Source organism: Pelomonas baiyunensis (assembly GCF_043555935.1).
Lineage (GTDB): Bacteria > Pseudomonadota > Gammaproteobacteria > Burkholderiales > Burkholderiaceae_C > Pelomonas > Pelomonas baiyunensis.
Map to the genome: position 1 here is coordinate 882,743 of NZ_JBIGIB010000002.1, position 20,903 is coordinate 903,645.

At 67.7% G+C, this 20,903-nt stretch carries 12 protein-coding genes; 6 read left to right on the forward strand and 6 right to left on the reverse strand.

From position 1 onward, the window contains the following. The first annotated feature begins 72 nt into the window (after window positions 1–72). From ACG01O_RS10415 to ACG01O_RS10435, 5 genes are all read left to right on the forward strand, one after another. Window positions 73–2,598, forward strand: a complete 2,526-nt coding sequence (locus tag ACG01O_RS10415) for a glycogen/starch/alpha-glucan phosphorylase (protein WP_394384161.1) — start codon at window positions 73–75, stop codon at window positions 2,596–2,598. 2 nt (window positions 2,599–2,600) lie between these two features. Next, complete coding sequence (glgB, locus tag ACG01O_RS10420; protein WP_394384163.1) at window positions 2,601–4,778, forward strand: 1,4-alpha-glucan branching protein GlgB; 2,178 nt, start codon at window positions 2,601–2,603, stop codon at window positions 4,776–4,778. A gap of 24 nt (window positions 4,779–4,802) precedes the next feature. Continuing rightward, window positions 4,803–6,890: a glycogen debranching protein GlgX gene (gene glgX / locus ACG01O_RS10425; RefSeq protein WP_394384165.1), complete on the forward strand. Its 2,088-nt coding sequence runs from the start codon at window positions 4,803–4,805 to the stop codon at window positions 6,888–6,890. A gap of 2 nt (window positions 6,891–6,892) precedes the next feature. Continuing rightward, window positions 6,893–8,404: a 4-alpha-glucanotransferase gene (malQ, locus tag ACG01O_RS10430; RefSeq protein ID WP_394384167.1), complete on the forward strand. Its 1,512-nt coding sequence runs from the start codon at window positions 6,893–6,895 to the stop codon at window positions 8,402–8,404. Window positions 8,405–8,593: 189 nt separating this feature from the next. Further along, window positions 8,594–9,256: a PEP-CTERM sorting domain-containing protein gene (locus ACG01O_RS10435; protein WP_394384169.1), complete on the forward strand. Its 663-nt coding sequence runs from the start codon at window positions 8,594–8,596 to the stop codon at window positions 9,254–9,256. A gap of 66 nt (window positions 9,257–9,322) precedes the next feature. On the opposite strand, the gene ACG01O_RS10440 is transcribed toward ACG01O_RS10435, so the two are convergent. Genes ACG01O_RS10440 through ACG01O_RS10450 form a run of 3 tightly spaced genes read right to left on the reverse strand, consistent with a single transcriptional unit; the run spans window position 9,323 to window position 14,507 of the window. Then, on the reverse strand, window positions 9,323–11,158 hold the full coding sequence (locus tag ACG01O_RS10440; protein WP_394384170.1) for a glycoside hydrolase family 13 protein: 1,836 nt from the start codon (window positions 11,156–11,158) through the stop codon (window positions 9,323–9,325). Continuing rightward, window positions 11,155–12,822 (reverse strand): alpha-amylase family glycosyl hydrolase, encoded by a 1,668-nt coding sequence (locus ACG01O_RS10445; protein WP_394384172.1) that lies wholly within the window; start codon window positions 12,820–12,822, stop codon window positions 11,155–11,157. The genes ACG01O_RS10440 and ACG01O_RS10445 overlap by 4 nt, the downstream gene beginning before the upstream one ends. Next, entirely contained in the window at window positions 12,819–14,507 is a 1,689-nt protein-coding gene (locus ACG01O_RS10450; protein ID WP_394384175.1) for an alpha-amylase family glycosyl hydrolase, read from the reverse strand. The genes ACG01O_RS10445 and ACG01O_RS10450 overlap by 4 nt, the downstream gene beginning before the upstream one ends. A gap of 115 nt (window positions 14,508–14,622) precedes the next feature. Here ACG01O_RS10450 and pulA point away from each other — a divergent pair, with 115 nt between their 5' ends. Further along, window positions 14,623–17,343 (forward strand): pullulanase-type alpha-1,6-glucosidase, encoded by a 2,721-nt coding sequence (gene pulA, locus ACG01O_RS10455; RefSeq protein WP_394384177.1) that lies wholly within the window; start codon window positions 14,623–14,625, stop codon window positions 17,341–17,343. Window positions 17,344–17,400: 57 nt separating this feature from the next. Here pulA and ACG01O_RS10460 read toward each other — a convergent pair whose 3' ends face one another. The 3 genes from ACG01O_RS10460 to ACG01O_RS10470 all read right to left on the reverse strand — a co-directional run. Further along, complete coding sequence (locus ACG01O_RS10460; protein WP_394384179.1) at window positions 17,401–18,408, reverse strand: PoNe immunity protein domain-containing protein; 1,008 nt, start codon at window positions 18,406–18,408, stop codon at window positions 17,401–17,403. A 13-nt stretch (window positions 18,409–18,421) separates the two neighbouring features. After that, window positions 18,422–19,882, reverse strand: a complete 1,461-nt coding sequence (locus ACG01O_RS10465; RefSeq protein WP_394384181.1) for a hypothetical protein — start codon at window positions 19,880–19,882, stop codon at window positions 18,422–18,424. Further along, on the reverse strand, window positions 19,879–20,903 hold a 1,025-nt coding region (locus tag ACG01O_RS10470; protein ID WP_394384183.1), incomplete at its 5' end, for a DUF2345 domain-containing protein. The genes ACG01O_RS10470 and ACG01O_RS10465, both read right to left, overlap by 4 nt.

The following is a 20,903-nucleotide window of genomic DNA, read 5'->3' on the forward strand; positions in this document are numbered from 1 at the left end:
GACTGACCGATACTTCGGCCAACGCTGCCCGTCGAGCAGCATTCTTGCCCTCGTCGCTGGGGGCTGGCACTGATGAACACCCCAACCTCTTCCAGCCCCGCGCTGCCCGTTCAACGCAAGCAAAAGCCCAAGGCGTCCACCGCGATGAAGAAGCCGACTGCACTGACCGCTGAAGACAAGGCCCTGCGGGCCGCTTTCGAGACCGCCTATGAGCGCGAACTGGCGCAAAGCAGCCATGGCGCCACGCCGCAGGCCGCCTTGCACGCGGCCGCGCTGGCGTGCCGTGAATCGCTGGCCCGCCGCTGGGCGGCCACGCAAGCGCAGGACGCGAAGCGGGGCGACAAGGCGCCGGTGCGCCGGGTGCATTACCTGTCGATGGAATTCCTGATGGGCCGCGCGCTGTCCAACGCGCTGGCGGCCCTGAAGCTGACCGACCCGCTGGAGGCCAAGCTGGCCGAGCAGGGCCTGGCGCTGGGCGATGTGCTGGAGCGCGAGCCCGACGCCGCGCTGGGCAACGGCGGCTTGGGCCGTCTGGCCGCGTGCTTCCTGGACAGCTTTGCCGAACTGGAACTGCCGTCCTTTGGCTACGGCCTGCGCTACCGCTACGGCACCTTCGCCCAGGTCATCAGCCAAGGCCGCCAGATGGAGCAGCCGGACGACTGGACGCGCAACTCGCCCGCGTGGGAGTTGCCGCGCCACGACGTGCGCTTCAACGTGGGTTTCGGTGGGCGCGTGGAGGTCGATGCTTCCGGCGTTCGCCGCTGGCTGCCGGCCGACACCATCGAAGCCCAAGCCTTCGACTTCATCGTGCCGGCGCACCACAGCGACCGCGTGTCCACCCTGCGCCAATGGCAGGCCACGGCCGCGCCCATTGCGTTCAAGCCCTTTTGCGAAGGTGACTACGCTCGCGCCGCCCGCCACCAGGTGCTGGCCGATGCACTGAACTGGGTGCTGTACCCCGACGATTCCACCGAAGCTGGCCGCGAGCTGCGCCTGAAGCAGGAGGCCTTCCTCGTCAGCGCCTCGCTGCAGGACCTGATCGAGCGCCACCTGCGCGAGTTCGGCAGCCTGCACAACCTGGGCAAGACCAACGCCATCCACCTGAACGACACGCACCCGGCGCTGGCGCCGGCCGAGTTGATGCGCCTGCTGCTGGACGAGCATGGCCTGGGCTGGGATGAGGCCTGGAAGATCACGCGTCAGGCGGTGGCCTACACCAACCACACGCTGATGCCCGAGGCGCTGGAAACCTGGCCGGTGCGCATGTTCGAGCAGCTGCTGCCGCGCCACCTGGAAATCATTTACGAGATCAACCACCGCTTCCTGGAGGAGTTGCAGGCGCGCTTCCCGGGCGACCATGCCCTGGCGGCCCGCGTGTCGCTGATCGACGAAGGCAGCCACGGTGGCGAGCGCCGCGTGCGCATGGCGTCTCTCGCGCTGGTGGCCTCGCACCGCGTCAACGGTGTGGCAGCCCTGCATTCGGAGCTGATGGTGCAAACCATCTTTGCCGACTACGCCCGCATCTGGCCGGACCGTTTCCACAACGTGACCAACGGCGTCACGCCGCGCCGCTGGCTGCAGCAAGCCAACCCGCAGCTGTCGGCCCTGCTGGACAGCCGCATCGGCGAAGGCTGGCGCAAGGACCTGGCCGAGCTGGGTGAACTGAAGGCGCTGGCCGCCAACGCCGAGCTGGGCGAAGAGTTCCTGGCCGTGAAGCGCGCCAACAAGGAGCGCCTGGCAGCGGTGATCCGTCGCGAGCTGGGCATCACGGTCAACGTGGACAGCCTGTTCGACATCCAGATCAAGCGCATCCACGAGTACAAGCGCCAGCTGCTGAACCTGCTGCACGTCATCAGCCGCTATCAGGCGATTCGCGACAACCCCGACGCGAACTGGGTGCCGCGCACGGTCATCATTGCCGGCAAGGCGGCCTCGGCCTACCAGATGGCCAAGAGCATCGTGCGCCTGGCGCACGACGTGGCCCGCGTCATCAACAGCGACCCGCGCGTGGGCGACAAGCTCAAGCTCGTGTTCCTCCCCAACTACAGCGTCACGCTGGCCGAAAGCATCATCCCGGCGGCTGACCTGTCGGAGCAGATCTCCACCGCCGGCACCGAGGCCTCGGGCACGGGCAACATGAAGTTCGGCATGAACGGCGCGGTCACGATCGGCACCTGGGACGGCGCCAACATCGAGATGGCCGAAGCCATGGGCGTCGAGAACATGTTCGTGTTCGGCCTGCGCGCCGATGCGGTCGCCAAGATCAAGTCGCTGGGCTACGACCCGCGCCTGTATGTGGAAGAGAATCGCCAACTCAAGCGCGTCATTGACGCCATCTCTGCCGGCGTCTTCAGCAACGGAGACACCGAGCGGTACCGCAGCCTCGTCGACAGCCTCCTGCACCGCGACGTGTACCTGCTGATGGCCGATTTCGCCGACTACGTCGCCACCCAGGCCAAGGTTGACGCCCTGTTTGCCAACCGCACCGCCTGGGCGGAACGCGCCTTGCGCAACATTGCTGGCATGGGCCCGTTCTCGTCTGATCGCACGATCGCCGAGTATGTGGAGCGTGTCTGGTCCGTGAAGAGTTTGAACTGACGATGCTGAACGACGCCGACCTCGACGCCCTGATGGCAGGCCGCCACGCCGACCCGTTTTCACGGCTCGGCCTGCATGCGGACGACGCGGGTCGGCTGTGGGTGCGGGCGTTGTTGCCCGGTGCCGGCAGCGTGGCGCTGGTGGATGCTGCCAGCGGCAAGCAATTGGTGACGCTGGATCAGCGCCGGCCGGGCTTTTTCGAGGCCCAGGTGCCGCGCCGCAAGCACCGGTTCGACTACCGGCTGGCCGTGTCGTGGCTGGGCGGCGGGGAGGGCGTGTACGCCGACCCCTACGCCTTCTACCCGCAGCTGGATGAAGCCGACCTGAAGTCGTTTGCCGATGGCACCAACGGCCGGCCCTGGTTGATTCTGGGCGCGCACTGCGTGACGCACGGCGACGTCAGCGGTGTGCGGTTTGCCACCTGGGCGCCGAACGCCCGGCGCGTGAGCGTGGTGGGCAACTTCAACAACTGGGACGGCCGGCGCCACCCCATGCGCCTGCGCCACCAATCGGGCGTGTGGGAAATCTTCGTGCCGCACGCGGCCGAGGGTGACCTCTACAAATTCGAGATCGTGAGCCGCGGCGGCGTGCTGCTGCCGCTCAAAGCCGACCCCTACGCCCGGCGCGCCCAGTTGCGCCCGGACACGGCCAGCATCGTGGCGCCGCTGCCCGAGCCCACGCCGCTGCCGCGCCAGCGCGAGCGGGCCAACCGGCGCGATTCGGCCATCAGCGTCTATGAGGTGCATGCCGCGTCGTGGCGCCGGGGCGTGTCAGGCGAGTTTCCGACCTGGGACGAACTGGCTGCACACCTGCCGGCCTATGTGGCCGACCTGGGCTTCACCCACGTGCAGCTCATGCCCATCAGCGAGTACCCGTTCGACGGCTCCTGGGGCTACCAGACGCTGGGCATGTACGCGCCGAGCGCCCGCTTCGGCCCGCCGGAAGGCTTCGCCCGCTTTGTGAAGGCGGTGCACGACCAGGGCCTGGGCTTGCTGCTGGACTGGGTGCCCGCGCACTTCCCGGTGGACGCCCACGGCTTGGCGGAGTTCGACGGCACGCGGCTGTACGAATACGCCGACCCCAAGGAAGGCTTCCACCGCGACTGGAACACGCTGATCTACAACTTCGCCCGCACCGAGGTGTGCGAATTCCTGATCGGCAGCGCCACCTACTGGATTGAGCGTTGGGGCGTGGACGGCCTGCGCGTGGACGCGGTGGCCAGCATGCTCTACCGCGACTATTCGCGGCCCGATGGCGAGTGGATTCCCAACATCCGCGGCGGCCGCGAGAACCTCGAAGCCATCTCGCTGCTGCGCGAGATGAACGAGCACGTGGGCGAGATCGCGGGTGCCGTCACCGTGGCCGAGGAAAGCACGAGCTTTCCGGGCGTGTCGTCGCCCACGTACGCGGGCGGCCTCGGGTTTCACTACAAGTGGAACATGGGCTGGATGAACGACACCTTGCGCTACATGGCCGAGGACCCGATCAACCGCCGCTGGCATCACGACAAGATGACCTTCGGCCTGATCTACGCGTTCAGCGAGAACTTCATGCTGCCCATCTCGCACGACGAGGTGGTGCACGGCAAGGGCTCGATGCTTTCCAAGATGCCGGGCGACGACTGGCAAAAGTTCGCCAACCTGCGCGCCTACTACGGCTTCATGTGGGGGCACCCCGGCAAGAAGCTGCTGTTCATGGGCCAGGAGTTCGCGCAGCGCCAGGAATGGAACCACGCCGAGAGTCTGCCCTGGGGCTTGCTGGAAGACGACCGGCACGCCGGCGTGCAGCGCTTGGTGCGCGACCTGAACAAGCTCTACCGCGAACATTCCGCGCTGCACCGGCTGGACTGCGAGAGCGGCGGCTTCGAGTGGATCAGCGCCCACGACGCCGAGCATTCCATCTACGCCTGGGTGCGCCGCGACGGCACGGGCCGCATGGTGATCGTGGTGTGCAACATGACGCCGGTGCCGCGCGAGGGCTACTCGCTGGGCGTGCCGGACGGCGTGACTGCGTGGAAGGAAGCGCTCAACACCGACTCCGCCTACTACGGCGGCAGCAACATTGGCAACGGCGTGGCCGCGGCCGGCCTGCCGGTGCAGGCGCAACCGGCGCACGGACGGCGCCTGTCCATCACCATCAACCTGCCGCCGCTGGCGACCTTGTTCTTCGTCCCGATCTGACCGGGCCACTTGCAGCAGTACCGCATGGCGCACCTGTCTGACCTCCAACCCGGCTGGCACGAGCCGCTGGGTTCCCTCGCCCGCGATGGCGGCGTGAACTTCGCGGTGTTCAGCGAGAACGCCACGCGCATGGAACTCTGCGTGTTCGACGCCGAAGGCCAGCGTGAACTGCGCCGCTACGCGCTGCACGGCCCGGACGACGGCGTGTGGCACGGTTTCCTGCCCGACGTGGGCCCGGGCCTGGTGTACGGCCTGCGCGCGCACGGCCCGTATGCGCCGGAGCAGGGGCACCGCTTCAACCCGCACAAGCTGCTGCTGGACCCACAGGCCCGCGAGATCGTGGGCCACTTCGGCTGGCGCGCTGAGCATCACGGCTACGAGTTGGGGCACCCGGACGGCCCGCGCTCCTTCGACCGCCGCGACAACGCCACCCAGGCCCTCAAGGCGCGTGTGGCGCCGCCCAGCGCGCCGACGCCGCTGCGCCGCCCGCGCCGCGCCGCAGCGGAGGTGGTGCTGTACGAGCTGCATGTGAAGGGCTTCTCGCAGCTGAACCCCGCCTTGCCCGAAGCGCTGCGAGGCACCTACGCCGGCTTGGCACATCCAGCGTCCATCGCGCACTTCAAGCGGCTGGGCGTGACGACCTTGTCGCTGCTGCCGGTGCAGTACTGCGTGGACGAGCCGCACCTGGCGGAGCGGGGCCTGCGCAACTACTGGGGTTACAACACCCTGGGCTTCTTCTGCCCCGACCCGCGCTGGGCGCAGGCCGCGCACCGGCACGACCCCACGGCCGTGACGGCCGAGTTCCGCGCCATGGTGCAAGCCCTGCACGACGCTGGCCTCGAGGTGGTGCTGGACGTCGTCTACAACCACACGCCGGAAGGCAACGAGTTCGGCCCGACGCTGTCGTGGCGGGGGCTGGACAACAAGACCTACTACCGGCTGGTGGGCGGCGACTGGAGCCGCTACGAGAACCTGACCGGCTGTGGCAACACGCTGCACGCCTCGCACCCGCGCGTCACGCAGTTCGTGCTCGATTCCCTGCGGTACTGGGTGGCCGAGATGGGCGTGGACGGCTTCCGCTTTGACCTGGCACCCGTGCTGGGGCGCAGCTCGCACGGTTTCGACCCCAACGCCGCCTTCTTCACCGCCCTGCGGCAAGACCCGGTGCTGGCCGGCGTGCACTTGATTGCCGAGCCCTGGGACGCCGCCTACGACGGCTACCAGGTGGGCCGCTTTCCCGGGCGTTTTCTGGAGTGGAACGACAAGTTCCGCGACGCGGCGCGCGGCTACTGGCTGCACGGCCAGCCGAGTGCCGGCCCCGGCGTAGGCCGCGGGGAATTTGCGCGCCGCTTCATGGCGTCCAGCGATGTGTTTCACCACGGCCAGCGCCAGCCCACGGCGTCCATCAACTTCATTGCGGTGCACGACGGCTTCACGCTGGCCGACCTGACCAGCTACGCCGCCAAGCACAACCACGCCAACGGCGAAGACAACCGCGACGGCCGCGACGGTGAGTGGTGCGCCAACTTTGGCGTGGAAGGCCTGACCGACGACGCCGGCATCGTGGCCACGCGCGACCGCGCCCGCCGTGCGCTGCTGGCCACCTTGCTGCTCGCACAAGGCACACCGATGCTGTGTGCGGGCGACGAGATCGCCAACAGCCAGGGCGGCAACAACAACGCCTACTGCCAGGACAACGCCACCACCTGGCTCGATTGGGCGCAGGCCGACCCGCACCTGCCGGCGCTGGTGTCTGAGCTGCTGGCCCTGCGGGCGCGCGAGCCGCTGCTGCGCCATCCGCGCTGGTTTGCTTCGGGGCCCGAAGACGCCGGTGTCACCTGGTTCGCGCCCAGCGGCCACGAGATGACACCGAACGACTGGCACGACGCGGGCCAGCGCGCCTTCGGCGCCCAGCTGCGCGACGCCGGTGCCAGCGCCCCGCGCTTGATGATCGTGTTCAACCCCGACCCGGCGCCCTTGCCCTTCCTGCTGTGCAACGGCCCCTGGCAGTTGCTGCTGGACAGCAGCGGCGAGTCGGCCGCGCCCCTCGTTCTTCCTGGCCAGCCGCTCAGCGTGCCTGGCCGCTCCCTGCTCGTTCTGAGACACGCCTGACCATGGATCTCAACCAACGCTCCTCCGGTGTGCTGCTGCACATCACCTCGCTGCCCGGCCCGCACGGCATGGGCGACTTTGGCCCCGACGCCTATCGTTTTGTCGACTGGCTGCAGGCCGCCGGCCAGCGCATCTGGCAACTGCTGCCCACCACGCCCATCGGCCCCGGCGACAGCCCCTACCAGGGCGTTTCCGCCTTCGCGGGCAGCCAATGGATGGTGGCGCTGGAGCCGCTGATCGCCAAAGGCTGGCTGGCCCAGCCCGAGGTGCCGCATTTCAATGCGGAGCAGGTGAACTACGGCGAAGTCACGCCCTGGCGCGAGCAGCAGCTGCGGGCTGCCGCTGCCGGCTTCTTCGCCAAAGCCACGCCGGCGGACCAAAAGGCTTACGCCGCTTGGTGCGAGTCGCAAAAGAGCTGGCTGGACGACTACGCGCTCTTCATGGCGATCCGCTCCCCGCTGAACGGCCAGCCCTGGTGGACCTGGGCCGACGGCCTCAAGCGGCGCGAAGCCCGAGCCATGGCGCAGGCGCGCAAGGATTACGCCGCTGAAATCAGCTTCTGGCAGTTCGTGCAGTGGCAGTTCGACGTGCAGATCGGCGCGCTCAAGGCCTACGCGAACGAACGCGGCGTGCACCTCATGGGCGACCTGCCCATCTTCGTGGCCCACGACAGCGCCGACTGCTGGTCGCGCCCGGACCTGTACTCGCTGGACGAGAACTTCCAGACCACCGTCGTGGCCGGCGTGCCGCCCGACGACCTGGGGCCGCTGGGCCAGCGTTGGGGCAACCCGCTGTACCGCTGGGACAAGATGGCCGACGAGAACTACGCCTGGTGGACGGCGCGCGTGCAACGTGCGCTCAGCCAGGCCGATGTGTTCCGCATCGACCACTTCCGGGGCTTTGCCGGCTATTACGAAATTCCGGGCGACAGCCCCGATGCCAAGCGCGGCGAGTGGAAGGTGGGCCCCGGCATGGCGTTGTTCGACGCCATCAAGAAAGCACTCGGCCCGCTGCCCATCGTGGCGGAAGACCTGGGCTTCATCACCGACGACGTGCACGCCCTGCGTGACGGCTGCGGCTTCCCCGGCATGAAGATCCTGCAGTTCGGCTTCGGCGCCGAAGGCGACCACGAGTTCCTGCCGCACATGTGGCCCAAGGCGGCCGTGGCCTACACCGGCACGCACGACAACGACACCGTGCGCGGCTGGTGGGATGCCGCCAAGCCCCGCGAGCGGGCATACGCGGGCTCCTACCTGGCCTGCGGCGAGCACGACGTGCACTGGGCCATGATCCGCGCCTGTGCCAACTCGGTGGCCAACATGGCCGTCTATCCGCTGCAAGACGTGCTGGGCTTGGGCAGCGCGCACCGCATGAACGTGCCGGGCGTGCTGGGCGGCAACTGGGGCTGGCGTTTCCGCTGGGACTGGCTGGGCGCCGAACCCACCCGCGTGCTGGGCTTGATCACGGCCGCCTCGGGTCGCGGACCGTTCGACCTGCTCCGCCTGCCGGCCTGACGTGGGCGCCGATCCTCAAAGTTGAGGATCGGCCTGTCCCCTGCAGGCAGTTCAACAGCGATCCAAGGGGGTGGCGGCGCAACCCGCCCTCGCTAATATCAAGAGTGATTCCGGCGGCAGTTCGCCGGGCGCTTGATTGAAGGATCTTGGATGAAGTTGAAAGCAATTGCATTCGCAGGCGCGCTGCTGATGGCCGCCGGCGCGCAGGCGAGCATGCTCGCCAGCGTCACCGTGAACGCCGGGGCGTACACGCTGCAATACAACCCGAATCCGACATTCGGCTCTTTCGTCACCACGTTTTCGTCGGGCAACTCGGTCGGCTTTGAATGGGCGGTGCCCGCTGCGGTCAACCTGTCCAGCTTGGGCGGAGCGTCTGCCTCGGCCAATTTTTCGTTGCCCAGCTTCACGATCACGGCCAACGCCGGCTATGCCCTCAGCGGCCTGAATGCCGGCTTGGGCAACATCGTTTACTTCGCATTCGGGTCGGGTGCAAATGCGTCGATCACCGCGGCGGGCCAGTACTCGGTGAACGGTGGTGCAACTACTGCAACGCCTTGGAGCGCCATGTCCAAGACGGTCGTGACGCCGGCTGGCTCGTCGAACCCGGAGTTTGGTTACTTCGCAGACGGCGGCCCGTTGGTGGCCGGCGGATTCAACACGTTCAGCCTGAGTTCTGCTTCGATCACGCTGAACACGTCGGGTGGGACTTTCGTGTCCATCGGCGCGCAGCCGCAAAACAAGCTCAGCTTCACGTTCACCGCCGCGCCGGTGCCGGAGCCCGAGACCTATGCATTGATGCTGGCTGGCTTGGCCATGGTGGGCTTCCTGGCCCGCCGCCGTCAGGTCCTCTGATCGGCGCGTCGCGCACGCAAAAGGGCTCCCTCGGGAGCCCTTTTTCATTGCGGTCTGGCGGTCGGCTCAGCGGCTGATTTCCAGAATCAGCGGGCTGCGCGCGGGCACCGTGAAGCTTGTGCCGACCGTGAAGGCTGGGGTGTCGGCCAGCACATCCTTGGCGCGGTCGGTGGGCGTCAGGCGTTCGGGGAAGCGCGCCACGGGCAAGCTCACCGGTTTGCCGGTCTTGTTCAGCGCCACCAGCACGGTGCGGTCGGCATCGTGGCGGAAGAACACGTAGCAGCCGTCCACCGGTGCGTACTGCATCAGCGCGCCGTCGTGGATGACGCTGGCGCTCTTGCGCCAGTTGAACAGTCGGCGTGTCCAGGCCTGCATGTCGCGCTGCACCGGCGTCAGCCCCGCGCCGGTGAAGGCGTTGACGCTGTCGCCGGCCCAGCCACCGGGCATGTCGGCGCGCACCTTGCCGTCGTCGCGCTCCAGCGGGCTTTCCATGGCGAGTTCGGTGCCATAGAACAGCTGCGGGATGCGGCGGGTGGTGGCGAGGTAGGCGAGGGCGATCTTCGTCAGGCCCACGTCCTTGCCCAGCAGCGAGAACAGGCGCGGCGTGTCGTGGTTGCCGTCGAACAGCACCAGGTTGGCCGGATCCGGGTACATGAAGTCGTGCGCCAGGCCCTCGTAGAGCTTGGTGAGGCCGGTGTGCGGGCCGTCGGCTTCGGTCAGCGCCGCCAACAGGTTGGTCTGCATGGGGAAGTCCATGAGGCTGGGTGCGTGGGACACATAGCCGTCGTGGTTCTTCTTGCCGCGCTGCCAGTACGACACCACGGCCGGGTGCGGGCTCCATTCCTCGCCCACGATGTTCAGGCGCGGGTACTCCTGCATCACGCGGGCCGACCAGCGGCTCAGGAACTCGCGGTCGGAGTAGGAGTAGGTGTCAGTCCGCAGGCCCGACAGGCCGGCTGTCTCGATCCACCAGAGCGTCATCTGCGTGAGGTAGGTGGCCAGCTCCGGGCGGCGCTGGTTCAGGTCGGGCATGGCGGGCACGAACCAGCCGTCGGTGAAACGCTTGCGGTCGCTGGGCGCGGCGTAAGGGTCCTGCAGCGTCATGCGCGCGTGGTGGGTTTCGGTGTAGGCCGGCCACTGGTTCACCCAGTCGGGTGCGGGCAGGTCGGCCATCCACCAGTGGCCGCTGCCGATGTGGTTCAGCACGATGTCCTGGATCACGCCCACGCCCAGCGCGCGGGCCTCGGCGGTGTAGGCCAGGAAGTCGTCGTTGCTGCCGAAGCGCGGGTCGACCTTGTAGAAGTCGGTCGCGGCGTAGCCGTGGTAGCTGTACTGCTCGCTGTTGTTCTCGACCAGCGGCGTGGGCCACACTTGCGTGAAGCCCAGGCCGGCGATGTAGGGCAGGTGCTGGCGCATGCCCGACAGGTTGCCGCCGTGGCGGCCGCCCGGGTCGGCGCGGCGCTCGCCTTCCTTCATGCCGTTGGCGCCTGCCGGCGGCGTCGGCCCCTTGGCGAAGCGGTCAGGCACCACCAGATAGATCGCGTCCTTCGGGCCGAAGCCGACCCGGTCGGCCGAGCCCGGGGCCCGCGCGCGCAGCGGGTAGCGCAGCACGGTGCCGCCCACGTCCAGCTGCAGTTCGCCCGGCGCGGCGCTGGCGCTGATGTCGAGGTCCACGAACAGGTAGTTGGGGCTGTCGGCCCGGTGGCTGCCTTTGAGGCGCACGCCGGGGTAGGGCTTGAGCGTGGGCGTGGCGGTGGCAATGCCGGCGCCATGCAGCATCAGTTGCAGGGAAGGGTCACGCATGCCCGCCCACCAATGGGGCGGCTCCACGTGCTGCAGGCCAGCGGCCCAGGTGTTCAAGCTCATCAGCAAAGCGGTGGTGAGGGTGACGGCGGTTTTCACGGTGCCTCCAGGGCAAACACGCGCACGGACAAAGGCGGCAGCATCGCACGCCCTTGGGTGCGGCCACCCTTGGGCAACAGGCCCCGCGCCGGGGCCGGCAGGGTCACGGCGGCCGGGGTGTCGCCGTAGTTGATGGCCACCCACACCCGCTCGCGCCCGTGCACGCGCTCGAAGCTCCACACGGCGCCGTCAACGCGATCCCGCTCGTAGCGGCCTTCGGTCAGTGCGGGCGAGGCTTTGCGCAGCGCAATCAGGCTGCGGTAGAAGTGAAACAGCGATTGCGCGTCGCGCTGCTGGCTCTCGGCGTTGTGACGGCTGCGGTTCAGAGCCAGCGGGCGGAACGGCTGGGCTTGGGTGGAGAAGCCGCCGGCCCCCACGTTGCTGGCCGTCCAGCTCATGGGCGAGCGCAGCGGGTCGTCGCCAGGGCCGTCCACGCCCGACTGGCCGATCTCCTCGCCGTAGTACACGAACGGGGTGCCCGGCAGCAGCAGGTAGCTGGCTGCGGCGAGTCGGTAGCGGGCTTCGTCTCCGCGAAGTTGGTCCCACACGCGGTGGCCGGTGAAGATGTCGTGGTTGTGCAGGAAGGTCGCCATCGTGGGCGACATGCTGCGGTAGTAGTCCGCCACCTTCTGCACGGCGGCCACGTCGCCCTTGGCGGCCTTGATGATTTCGTAGTTCTGATTGAACGCGAACGCGCCGCCGCACAACTCCGGCTTGCCGTAGGCAATGGGTTCGGCCGTGGCCTCGCACACCACGTAGCGGCCGGGGTAGCTCTTGATGAGGTCTTGGAACTGCTTGGTCAGCACGCGGCTTTCGGGCTGGTCGTTCCAGTCTTTGGCGTTGTTCTCGATGAGGTGCGGCACGGCGTCGAGCCGGAAGCCGTCGAGCCCGCGGTTGAGCCAGAAGCGCATGGAGTCCTGGTGGTACTTCACCACCACTGGGTTGCGCATGTTGAAGTCAGGCATGTGCGGGCCGAAAGTGCCGAAGTACACGTCCGGCGCGCCCGGCGTGGGCGCGGGCAGGTCCTTCCACTCGCCCGTCCAGTCCCAAGGCTTCTGGGCAGCGTCGTACCACGGGAACTTGCCCCAGATGTCCCAGCCCGGGCCGGGGTTGGGGTTCCACACGAACCAGTCGCGCCAGGGGCTGCTGCGGTCAGCCACGGCCGCCTGGAACGGGGCCGACTGCCAGGACGCGTGGTTGATCACGTAGTCCATCACGATGCCGATGCCGCGCTTGTGGGCCTCGCGAATCAGCGTGTCGAAATCCTCCAGCGTGCCGTACTGGGGCTCGATGGCGCGGAAGTCGGTGGTGGCGTAGCCGTGGTCGTGGTCCGAACTGGCGGTGATGGGCATGAGCCACAGGCCGCTGACGCCGAGTTTCTGGAGGTAGTCCAGCCGCTGGATCAGCCCGCGCAGGTCGCCGATGCCGTCACCGTTGCTGTCTTGAAAGGCGCGCACGAACACTTCCATGAACACGCCGTGCTGCCAGCGGGCGGGCAGGGTGCTGGCCTGCGGGCGCGCGGGCACGGCCGAGGTGTCGAACGGCATGGGCGTGCTCGGCGCTGCCGGGGCGGCCAGGCTGGCCGTGGTTGCAGCGGCCAGGGCCAGGGTGCTGAGCAGGCGGCGGGTGGCGTGGCGGGCAGAGAAGCAGGTGGGGGCGTTCATCGGGCGGCCGTGTAGACGCGCACAGACTGCGCAGGAACGGTGACGCGGGCCTGGCCGGCCGCATCGGCGGTGGCGTTGGTGCCACCACTGGGCAGGGCAGCCTGCAGCGTCGCGTTGACGGGCAGCCCCGTCAAGGCCGCGTCGGCCGACGCGGTGCCGAAATTGATGACGACCACCGCCACCTGCGAAGCCGTGCGACGCTGGAAGCTCAGCATCGTGCCGCTGGCCGAGGCGTTGGCGTAGTCGCCATCGCGCAGGGTAGCCGTGGTGCGGCGCAGGTTCAGCAGCGTGCGGTAGTGGCTCAGCAGCGAGTCGGGCGCTTCCAACTGGGCCGAGACGTAGGCCGTGCCGGCGTTGCCCGCCAGCGCCCGATACGGCACGCCGGTGCTGAAGCCGGCGGCGTTGCCGGTGCTCCAGGCCATGGGCGTGCGAATGGCGGCGTCGCCGCTGAGCGAGGGCGCAGCGCGCAGGCCGATTTCTTCGCCGTAGTACACGAAGGGCGTGCCGGGCAGCAGCAGGTAGGCGCTGGCGGCCAGCTTGAGTTGGGGGATATCGCCGTTCAACTGGTCGGCCGGGCGCTGGCCGGCAAAGCTGTCGTGGTTGGACAGGAACGGCGCCATGCTCAGCGGCGCGGTCTTGAAGTAATTCGCCACCTGCGCCACCGACGCCGCCTGGCCCTTGGCCGCGCCGATGAGCGCGCCGTTCAGGTCGAACGTGAACGCGCTGCCGCAGGCGCTGCTGGCCGCAAAGCCTTGCGGGTCGGCCGGGGCCTCGCACACCAGCGTGCGGCGGCTGTAGCCCTGGATCACGGCGCGCATCTCACCCATCAACGTGTAGTTGCGGGGCTGGTTCTCCCAGGCGGAGGGGCCGTTTTCCACCAGGTTGCCCACGGCGTCGAAGCGGAACCCGTCTACGCCGCGGTTCAACCAGAAGCGCAGGTTGTTCTTGTGGAAGTCCACCACCTCGGTCTTCAGGAGGTTGAAGTCGGGCATCTGGTCCCAGAAAGGGGCGTAGTACGCGCCGTTGGCGGTGCTGCGCCAGGGGTTGCTGCCGTAGATGTTCCAACCCGTGGGGGCCGGGTTTTGCCAGATATACCAATCGCGCCAGGGGTTGGTCGCGCTGTCCTTCGAGTTCACGAACAGCGGGTGCTGGCCGGCGCTGTGGTTCATCACGTAGTCCAGCATCACGCCGATGCCGCGCGAGTGCGCCTGCTTCACCAATTCGTCCAGGTCGGCCAGCTTGCCGTAGGCGGCTTCGATGTCGCGGTAGTCGGACACCGCGTAGCCGTGATCCCCGTCCTGGCTCTTGGTGATGGGCATCAGCCACAGGCCGGTCACGCCGAGGTCGCGCAGGTAGTCGAGCCGGCTGATGAGGCCGCGCAGGTCACCCACGCCGTCGCCGTCGCTGTCTTGGTAGCTGCGCACGAAGATCTGCATAAAGCCGCCGCGTTGCCAGCCCTCGGGCAAGGCGCTGCCTGGGTCTTGCGCGGCGATGGCGCTGACATCCGGTGTGGGCAGGGGGGCCGGGGCTGGCGCGGGGGCCGGAGCCGGAGCCGGCGTTGGGGCCGGCGCGGGTGCGGGTGTCGGCAAGCTTGCACCGCCGCCACCGCCACCGCCGCAGGCGCTCAAGGTCAGCAGGGCGGCCAGGGCGGCTGCCGTCGAAATCTTGTCTCCAAGCTTGTTCATGTAATCAAACTACTCCAATGTTTGCGGAAGCATAGTCACTTTGCCCGCGATGCGACCATTCGGGTTTGAATGAATGTAGTTTTGCTACGATCGTCAACAAACAACTGGAGACACCATGCGCCACCGTCTGCCCCGGCCCATCCGGCTCGGCCTCAGCCTCGTTGCCTTCGCTTGGTGTGGCGCTGCGCATGCGGTGGACCTGAGCGAGTGCCAGGGTGATGTGCCGGCTTCTGCCAGCGCGGCGCCCGCATGGCCCGCCGCGGCGGTGTGGCTGAACGCCAGCAGCGTGCAATGGCCAGGCCTGCAACTGCGGCCCGGTGAGCGTGTGCGGTTGCACCATGCGCGGGCTGCGGGCATGGCCGCACCGGTGGGCGCCGCCGTGACCGGCGCGGATGGTGCGCTGACGCTTGAAGCCTTGCCCGCCGCCGAGCCTCCCGCCGCGCTGCGCCACATTGCCCCCGGCCCGCGCTTTGCCGTGCCGGCAGCCGAGGTGGATGCACTGCTGCAGGCGCAACTGGTGCTGGTGCATGAGTCGGCGGACGGGCGGGTGATGGCTGCCACCGGGCTGCAAATCGCCGCCGCGTTGGACGACCGATTTGCCACGGCCGCGCAAGTGCCAGACCTCGGCGCCCACCCCAGCCGACAGCGCACCACGTTTGCACTGTGGGCCCCCACGGCACAAGCCATGCACCTGTGCCGGCATGCACAGCCGGATGGCCCGGCCGTCGCGATCGAGCCGATGCACCGCGATGCCGCCACCGGCGTCTGGCGCGTGGCGCTGCCGGGCGACCTGAGCGGCCAGGCTTATCGCTACCTGGTGGACGTCGTCACGCCCACGCACGGCCGCGTCCGCAACTTGGTGACCGACCCCTACGCCGTGGCGTTGACGGCCGACTCACGCCACGCCGTGGTGGCCAACTTGGCCGCCCCCGCCCTCAAGCCCGCCGGCTGGGACGCCGCGCCACGGCCCCAGCGCGTGCGTGCCGCCACCGACCAGGTCATTTACGAACTGCACGTGCGCGACTTCTCGGTCAGCGACGCCACCGTGCGCCCCGCCTGGCGGGGCAAGTACCTCGCGTTCACTGAACCCCAGTCGGCCGGCATGCGGCACCTGCGCGCCTTGTCCAAGGCCGGGCTGACGGATGTGCACCTGTTGCCGGTGTTCGACCTGGCCAGCGTGCCCGAGCGCGGCTGCCAGGTGCCCGCGGTGCCCCAGGCGGCGCCCGACAGCGAGGCCCAGCAGGCGGCCGTGATGGCTGTGGCTGCCACCGACTGCTTCAACTGGGGCTACGACCCCTGGCACTTCAACGCCCCCGAGGGCAGCTACGCCACCGACCCGCTGCGCCGGGTGCTTGAGTTTCGGCAGATGGTGATGGCTTTGCACCGCGCCGGGCTGCGCGTGGGCATGGACATGGTCTACAACCACATGGCCGCGGCCGGTCAGGCGCAGAAGTCGGTGCTCGACCGCATCGTGCCGGGCTACTACCACCGCCTTAACGCGCAAGGCGAGATCGAACGCTCCACCTGCTGCGACAACACGGCCACCGAGCACCGCATGATGGCCAAGCTCATGATCGACTCGGCCGCCCTCTGGGTGCGTGAGTACAAGATCGACTCCATGCGCTTCGACCTCATGGGCCACCAGCCGCGCGAGGCGATGGAGCGCTTGCAAGCACGGGTCAACGCCGAAGCCGGGCGGCCTGTGCAACTGCTGGGCGAAGGCTGGAACTTCGGCGAGGTGGCCAACGGCGCGCGCTTTGTGCAGGCCTCGCAACTCAGTCTGAACGGCAGCGGCATCGGCAGCTTCAGCGACCGCATGCGCGATGCCGCCCGCGGCGGCGGGGCAGGCGAGGGCGGTGACGACAGCGTGCGCCGCCAGGGCTGGCTCAATGGCTTGGTGTACGCGCCCAACGCGTTGGCCACGGCACAGCCGCAAGACCTGCTGGCCGCAGCCGACCTGATCCGCGTTGGCCTCGCCGGCTCGTTGCGCAGTTATGAGCTCACCACCTGGCGCGGTGAGCGCAAACGGCTGGAGCAGCTGGTGTACGGCGGTGACCAGCCCGCGGGCTTTGCGTCTGAACCCAGCGAGGTGGTGAACTACGTTGAGAACCACGACAACCAGACGCTGTTTGACGTCAACACCCTCAAGCTGCCGCTGGACACCTCACGTGAGGACCGGGCGCGCGTGCAGATGCTGGGGGCGGCGTTGGTGGCCTTCAGCCAGGGTGTGGCGTACTTCCACGCGGGCCAAGACATCCTGCGCAGCAAGAGCCTGGACCGCAACAGTTACGACAGCGGCGATTGGTTCAACCGCCTGGACTGGAGCTACCAGACCAACCATTTCGGCACCGGCCTGCCGCCCAAGCAAGACAACTTCGGGGCACAGGGTCGTGACTGGGCGCTGGCCCGCGAACGCCTGGCCCGCGATGACATCGCCCCACGGCCCCAAGACATCGCCTGGGCACGTGATGTGTTCCGCGACCTGCTGAGCATCCGCGCCAGCACGTCCCTGCTGCGCCTGCCCACGGCCGCGGCCGTTCGGCAACGCGTCACCTTCCCCGGCAGCGGCGCCGGCCAGAACCCGGTGCTGGTGGCCACCCGCATCGACGGCCGCGGCCTGCCCGGCGCCCGGTTCAAGGCGGTGCTGACCTTCATTAACGTGGCCCCCACCGCGCAGACCCTGACCCTGCCGGCCGAAGCTCGCGCGCACTGGCGACTCCACCCCGTTCAGCGCGCCGCCACCGCTGCCGATCAGCGGGTGGCACGCGAAGCCCGCGCTGCGCAAGGCCGCTTCCACATCCCCGCTCGTAGCGCCGCGGTGTTCGTGTTGGAGTGAGTGGGCCGACCCGCAGGCCCCAAGCGGCGGGCGGTCAGTCGGCAGGTCAAGGGCCGGTCAAGCCTGCGCGTCGTCCCACGTCCAAATCGTGGCTCCCCAGGCAGAGCCTTCGATGGTGGGCATGGCCTCGCCAGCCTCGAAACGCCTGCGGCTGTCGGGCTGGGCCGGCGTGGACCAGAAGCCTGCTTTCGGGCAGGGCTCTGTCGCCATCGCGCGCAGGCGAATCGCCGCTTGAGCTTCACCCGCGCTGAGCGCCGCGTGAGCACGGGCCCAGGCCACCAGGTCCTTGGGGTAGTACAAATACTTGTGCAGACTGCTGTCGTCTTCAATGCCCAACAGCAGCACCGCAGCTCCTGCCTCGAAACTCCAGTAGCCGTAGTAGCCACCCTGGTTTCCATATTCATCGGGCTTGTGGCTGTCATGCCAGCCAGTGCCAGCAAGGTCCTTGTACCAGTGCTTGAGGTACAGGTTCAGTTCTTTGAGTTGGTTGTCGGCGGACTCTTCTGTCAGTGCGTAGAACAAGTTTTCGTACGGGCGGACCTGGCACGCTTGCTCGGTCCCATAGCGGTTCTCGGCTCCGAACACGTGGATCATGAACTCTTCATAGATCACGTCTGCGCCACCGTTCGAGCCGTTCTCGCCGTCCTGCAATGCCGCCAAACGCGGCAACAAGTCGCGCCGGTGCAGAAGGAAGCACAAGCCGATGAGTTGCATTAGCGTGCAGTACTCGTCCACAAAAGTGAATGTGAAGACGGGTTCGTTGCGATCCTGCGTATCACGCCACATCAGGTGGCCGTAGCGCTCATAGGCGGTGACGATGACTTCCAGCTCCTGGCGAAGCGGGCCAATATCTTCCCCTGCGGTGTAAGCCAACTGCAGGCGATTGAACTTCTCCCACCCGACACCCCGGGCGAGCGATGCGTGCCAACCTCGTTGCCGCTCCTTGCTTTTGAGATTGGCTTCCAAGCCTTCCGGGCCGCCGATCACGTCGTCGAATTCGGCGAGCTTGGTTTCGACGTACTTCTCCGCCAGAAACTGCTGGCGGCGCTTTGCGTTGAATTCCATACTGGATCAGGTCCTACCGGGCTCGGCGTTGGGACGGCTCGACCAAGCCAGCTCGGTCGTTCACCACCTGGGAGATCTGGTTGTCACCCCACTCCCTGCTTGCTTCGTGTGCTGCGTGCATCGTTGGTTGTGCGCCCCGCCCGGAAGCATGAAGGATCACAGCTTCTGCATGTGCAACTGCTTGGGGAACGGAGAAGAAAAGCACGTGGCGGGAGTAGCCGGTTTCTTTCAATCGGCGCAGATTGGCCAAATCTTGTGCCCGCCCGCGTAGTGCGCGTTCCAACCTCGTCTGCACCCAAGCATGACTCATCTGCGTCACTTTGCCGTTGAGCTGACGTGTCGCCGCACCTCCCATTTGGCCCTGACCACCAACACCACCTCTTCGTCTCAGGCCGCCAGTGTTTGTGTTCGACGCTCGCTCACTTTTATCCCCCGCCTCCCCCAGCAAGGCCCCTAACCCCTTCGTCGGGTCATAACTGGCCTTGGCCTCGATGACTGCATATAGCTTGGCCCCTCCTGTGGTCCGCCAGATGGCATCGATGCCGCGCCCGCGTGGCAGGCAGGGCCAGAGTTGCACCATGTGCCCGTTGTCGTTGAGCTTGGCGTTGTTGACCAGCGCCTGGTCATGGGCGACCTTGTGGCCCCAGCCTTTGGCGTCCTGGCAGTGGTAGTCGGCCATGTGTTCACCCAGCACGCCCAGCACTTTCTGCGTGAGGCTCTTGAAGCGTGCCGTACGTTGCTGGGCGGCGTTGGGCGTGTGGGGGCTGGCGGCATCGCCGGTGTGTGTCTTGTCGTGCGAGCCTGCCTTGGCTTCGCTGTGCGGCTTGGCGGGTGGCGTGCCCGGCGCTTGGCGTGCCGCCGGCGCACCTTCGGCGCTGGTCTTTCGCCCCTTGGCCAGCCAGCCGTCAACCTCGCTTTTGAACGCTGCAAACTGGCGATCCAGGTTGGCACGAATGTTGTCGACATGCTTGCGAAGGTCGGGGCTCAACTGCTTGGTGAAGGATGAGTTCCCGAGAATGTCATCCAGTCGCTTGCGCAGCTTGCCCACGTCCAGCGTCTCACGCAGCAGCTTCTCGGGGTCGCCCTTGTACAGGCGGCGGATCATGTCGAGCAGTTCGTCGACATGCACCGCACCGCTTTTTATCGCGCGAGTGCTTCGCTTGACCGCATCGCCGCCGCCCGGGATCAGACCGATCAGGGCCGTGATGAGATTGAACCAGGCCAGCGGGCTGGCGGGCGCCCCTGCGACCTCGATGAGGCCTTTGATGATGTCGCGTGCGTCGACGATCTGGCCCAGGATGGGGACACAGCCGATAACGGTCTCGGCCAGGATGGCCCAGGGGGCGTTGTTGTCGCCCTTGACGAAGCTCAGCGCCTCATCCTTGATCGAGTCGAACCAACCCTTGCGCGAAGCTTGTGCTGTTGTTTGCGCGGCCTGGGCCGCGCCGCGGGTGGCAATGGCGGTGCCGCTCATGCATCCTCTCCCATGATCTTGGCGCGCAGTGCCCGCTGCCGGGTTTCGTCGAGGTAGTGCCAGGCGTTCTCGCCATCGCCATCGTCGCCGTCGAGATCGTTCAGCTCGGCGCGCACTTCCCGTTGCTCGCCGGTGGCCTGTTCGGCCCAGAAGCGCTCCGCTTCTTGCTCGGCCCGCGCGATGTTGGCGATGGCTTCTTCGTTGGTGGTGGCGCTGGCCTTGAAGGTGTTGACTGGCATTTCCACGCGAGCCTCTGGAGCGCGCGGGACTTCCCCGTAGTAAACCCGGGCGCGTTGGTTCGGAATGCCTTCCAAGCGCGCATAGCCGTTGCTATCTAGTTGGCCTTCGCGCCGAGTGCCATCTTCGAACACCACGACATATGGTGCGCCGGGCACGGGCTGTAGCCATTCGTCGTGTAGGTTCAGTTCCATGAAAGCAGGCTTCTCGTCGAGCTTGCCCTGCGGCAACGCCACCAACTCCGCCGCCTGGGTTCCCCCTCCCAAGAACTCATGCGAACTCGTCTTGACCTCGAACGTCCCCGGGGTCTTGATTTCGATGTTGCCGCCCTGCAGCACGATGGCGCTGTCGGCGCCGACGAGTTCGATGCGGTCCTTGGCCTGGATGTGGATCTCGTCGTTGACAGACAGGATCTGAAGACTCTGGTCGGCCAGCAGCTCCAGTGCGTCGGTGTGGGCCTGCAGTGACACCGGGCCGGCGGCGGCCTTGGCTTGGAGTTGGCCGTTGTGGGCGTACAGGCTGAAGTGCTCACCGGTGAGTTGATGGTGGGAGTGCGCGGCGGTCTCGTGCTGGTCGCCTTGGCTGGTGCGGCTCAAGTGCTGGCCGGCCAGCGTGGTGAGGTCGCCCGGCGTGATTTGGCCCAGGCTGGCGGCGCTGTCCAGCACGAGGTGCGGGCGGGCGGTGCGCGGCGTGGGTTTGTCCGGCGTGCGGCTGCCGGGCGCGGGTTGGCGGCTGTCCTGGCCGTTGACGGCGTCGGGGTGGTGGCCGTCGCGCGTGGGGTCGA

What these genes read in the sequence shown, in the direction of transcription:
- ACG01O_RS10415 (WP_394384161.1), top strand. Translation starts at nt 73, where the DNA reads ATGAACACCCCAACCTCTTCCAGCCCCGCGCTGCCCGTTCAACGCAAG.
- glgB (WP_394384163.1), top strand. Translation starts at nt 2,601, where the DNA reads ATGCTGAACGACGCCGACCTCGACGCCCTGATGGCAGGCCGCCACGCC.
- glgX (WP_394384165.1), top strand. Translation starts at nt 4,803, where the DNA reads ATGGCGCACCTGTCTGACCTCCAACCCGGCTGGCACGAGCCGCTGGGT.
- malQ (WP_394384167.1), top strand. Translation starts at nt 6,893, where the DNA reads ATGGATCTCAACCAACGCTCCTCCGGTGTGCTGCTGCACATCACCTCG.
- ACG01O_RS10435 (WP_394384169.1), top strand. Translation starts at nt 8,594, where the DNA reads ATGGCCGCCGGCGCGCAGGCGAGCATGCTCGCCAGCGTCACCGTGAAC.
- ACG01O_RS10445 (WP_394384172.1), bottom strand. Translation starts at nt 12,822, where the DNA reads ATGAACGCCCCCACCTGCTTCTCTGCCCGCCACGCCACCCGCCGCCTG.
- ACG01O_RS10450 (WP_394384175.1), bottom strand. Translation starts at nt 14,507, where the DNA reads ATGAACAAGCTTGGAGACAAGATTTCGACGGCAGCCGCCCTGGCCGCC.
- pulA (WP_394384177.1), top strand. Translation starts at nt 14,623, where the DNA reads ATGCGCCACCGTCTGCCCCGGCCCATCCGGCTCGGCCTCAGCCTCGTT.
- ACG01O_RS10460 (WP_394384179.1), bottom strand. Translation starts at nt 18,408, where the DNA reads ATGGAATTCAACGCAAAGCGCCGCCAGCAGTTTCTGGCGGAGAAGTAC.
- ACG01O_RS10465 (WP_394384181.1), bottom strand. Translation starts at nt 19,882, where the DNA reads ATGAGCGGCACCGCCATTGCCACCCGCGGCGCGGCCCAGGCCGCGCAA.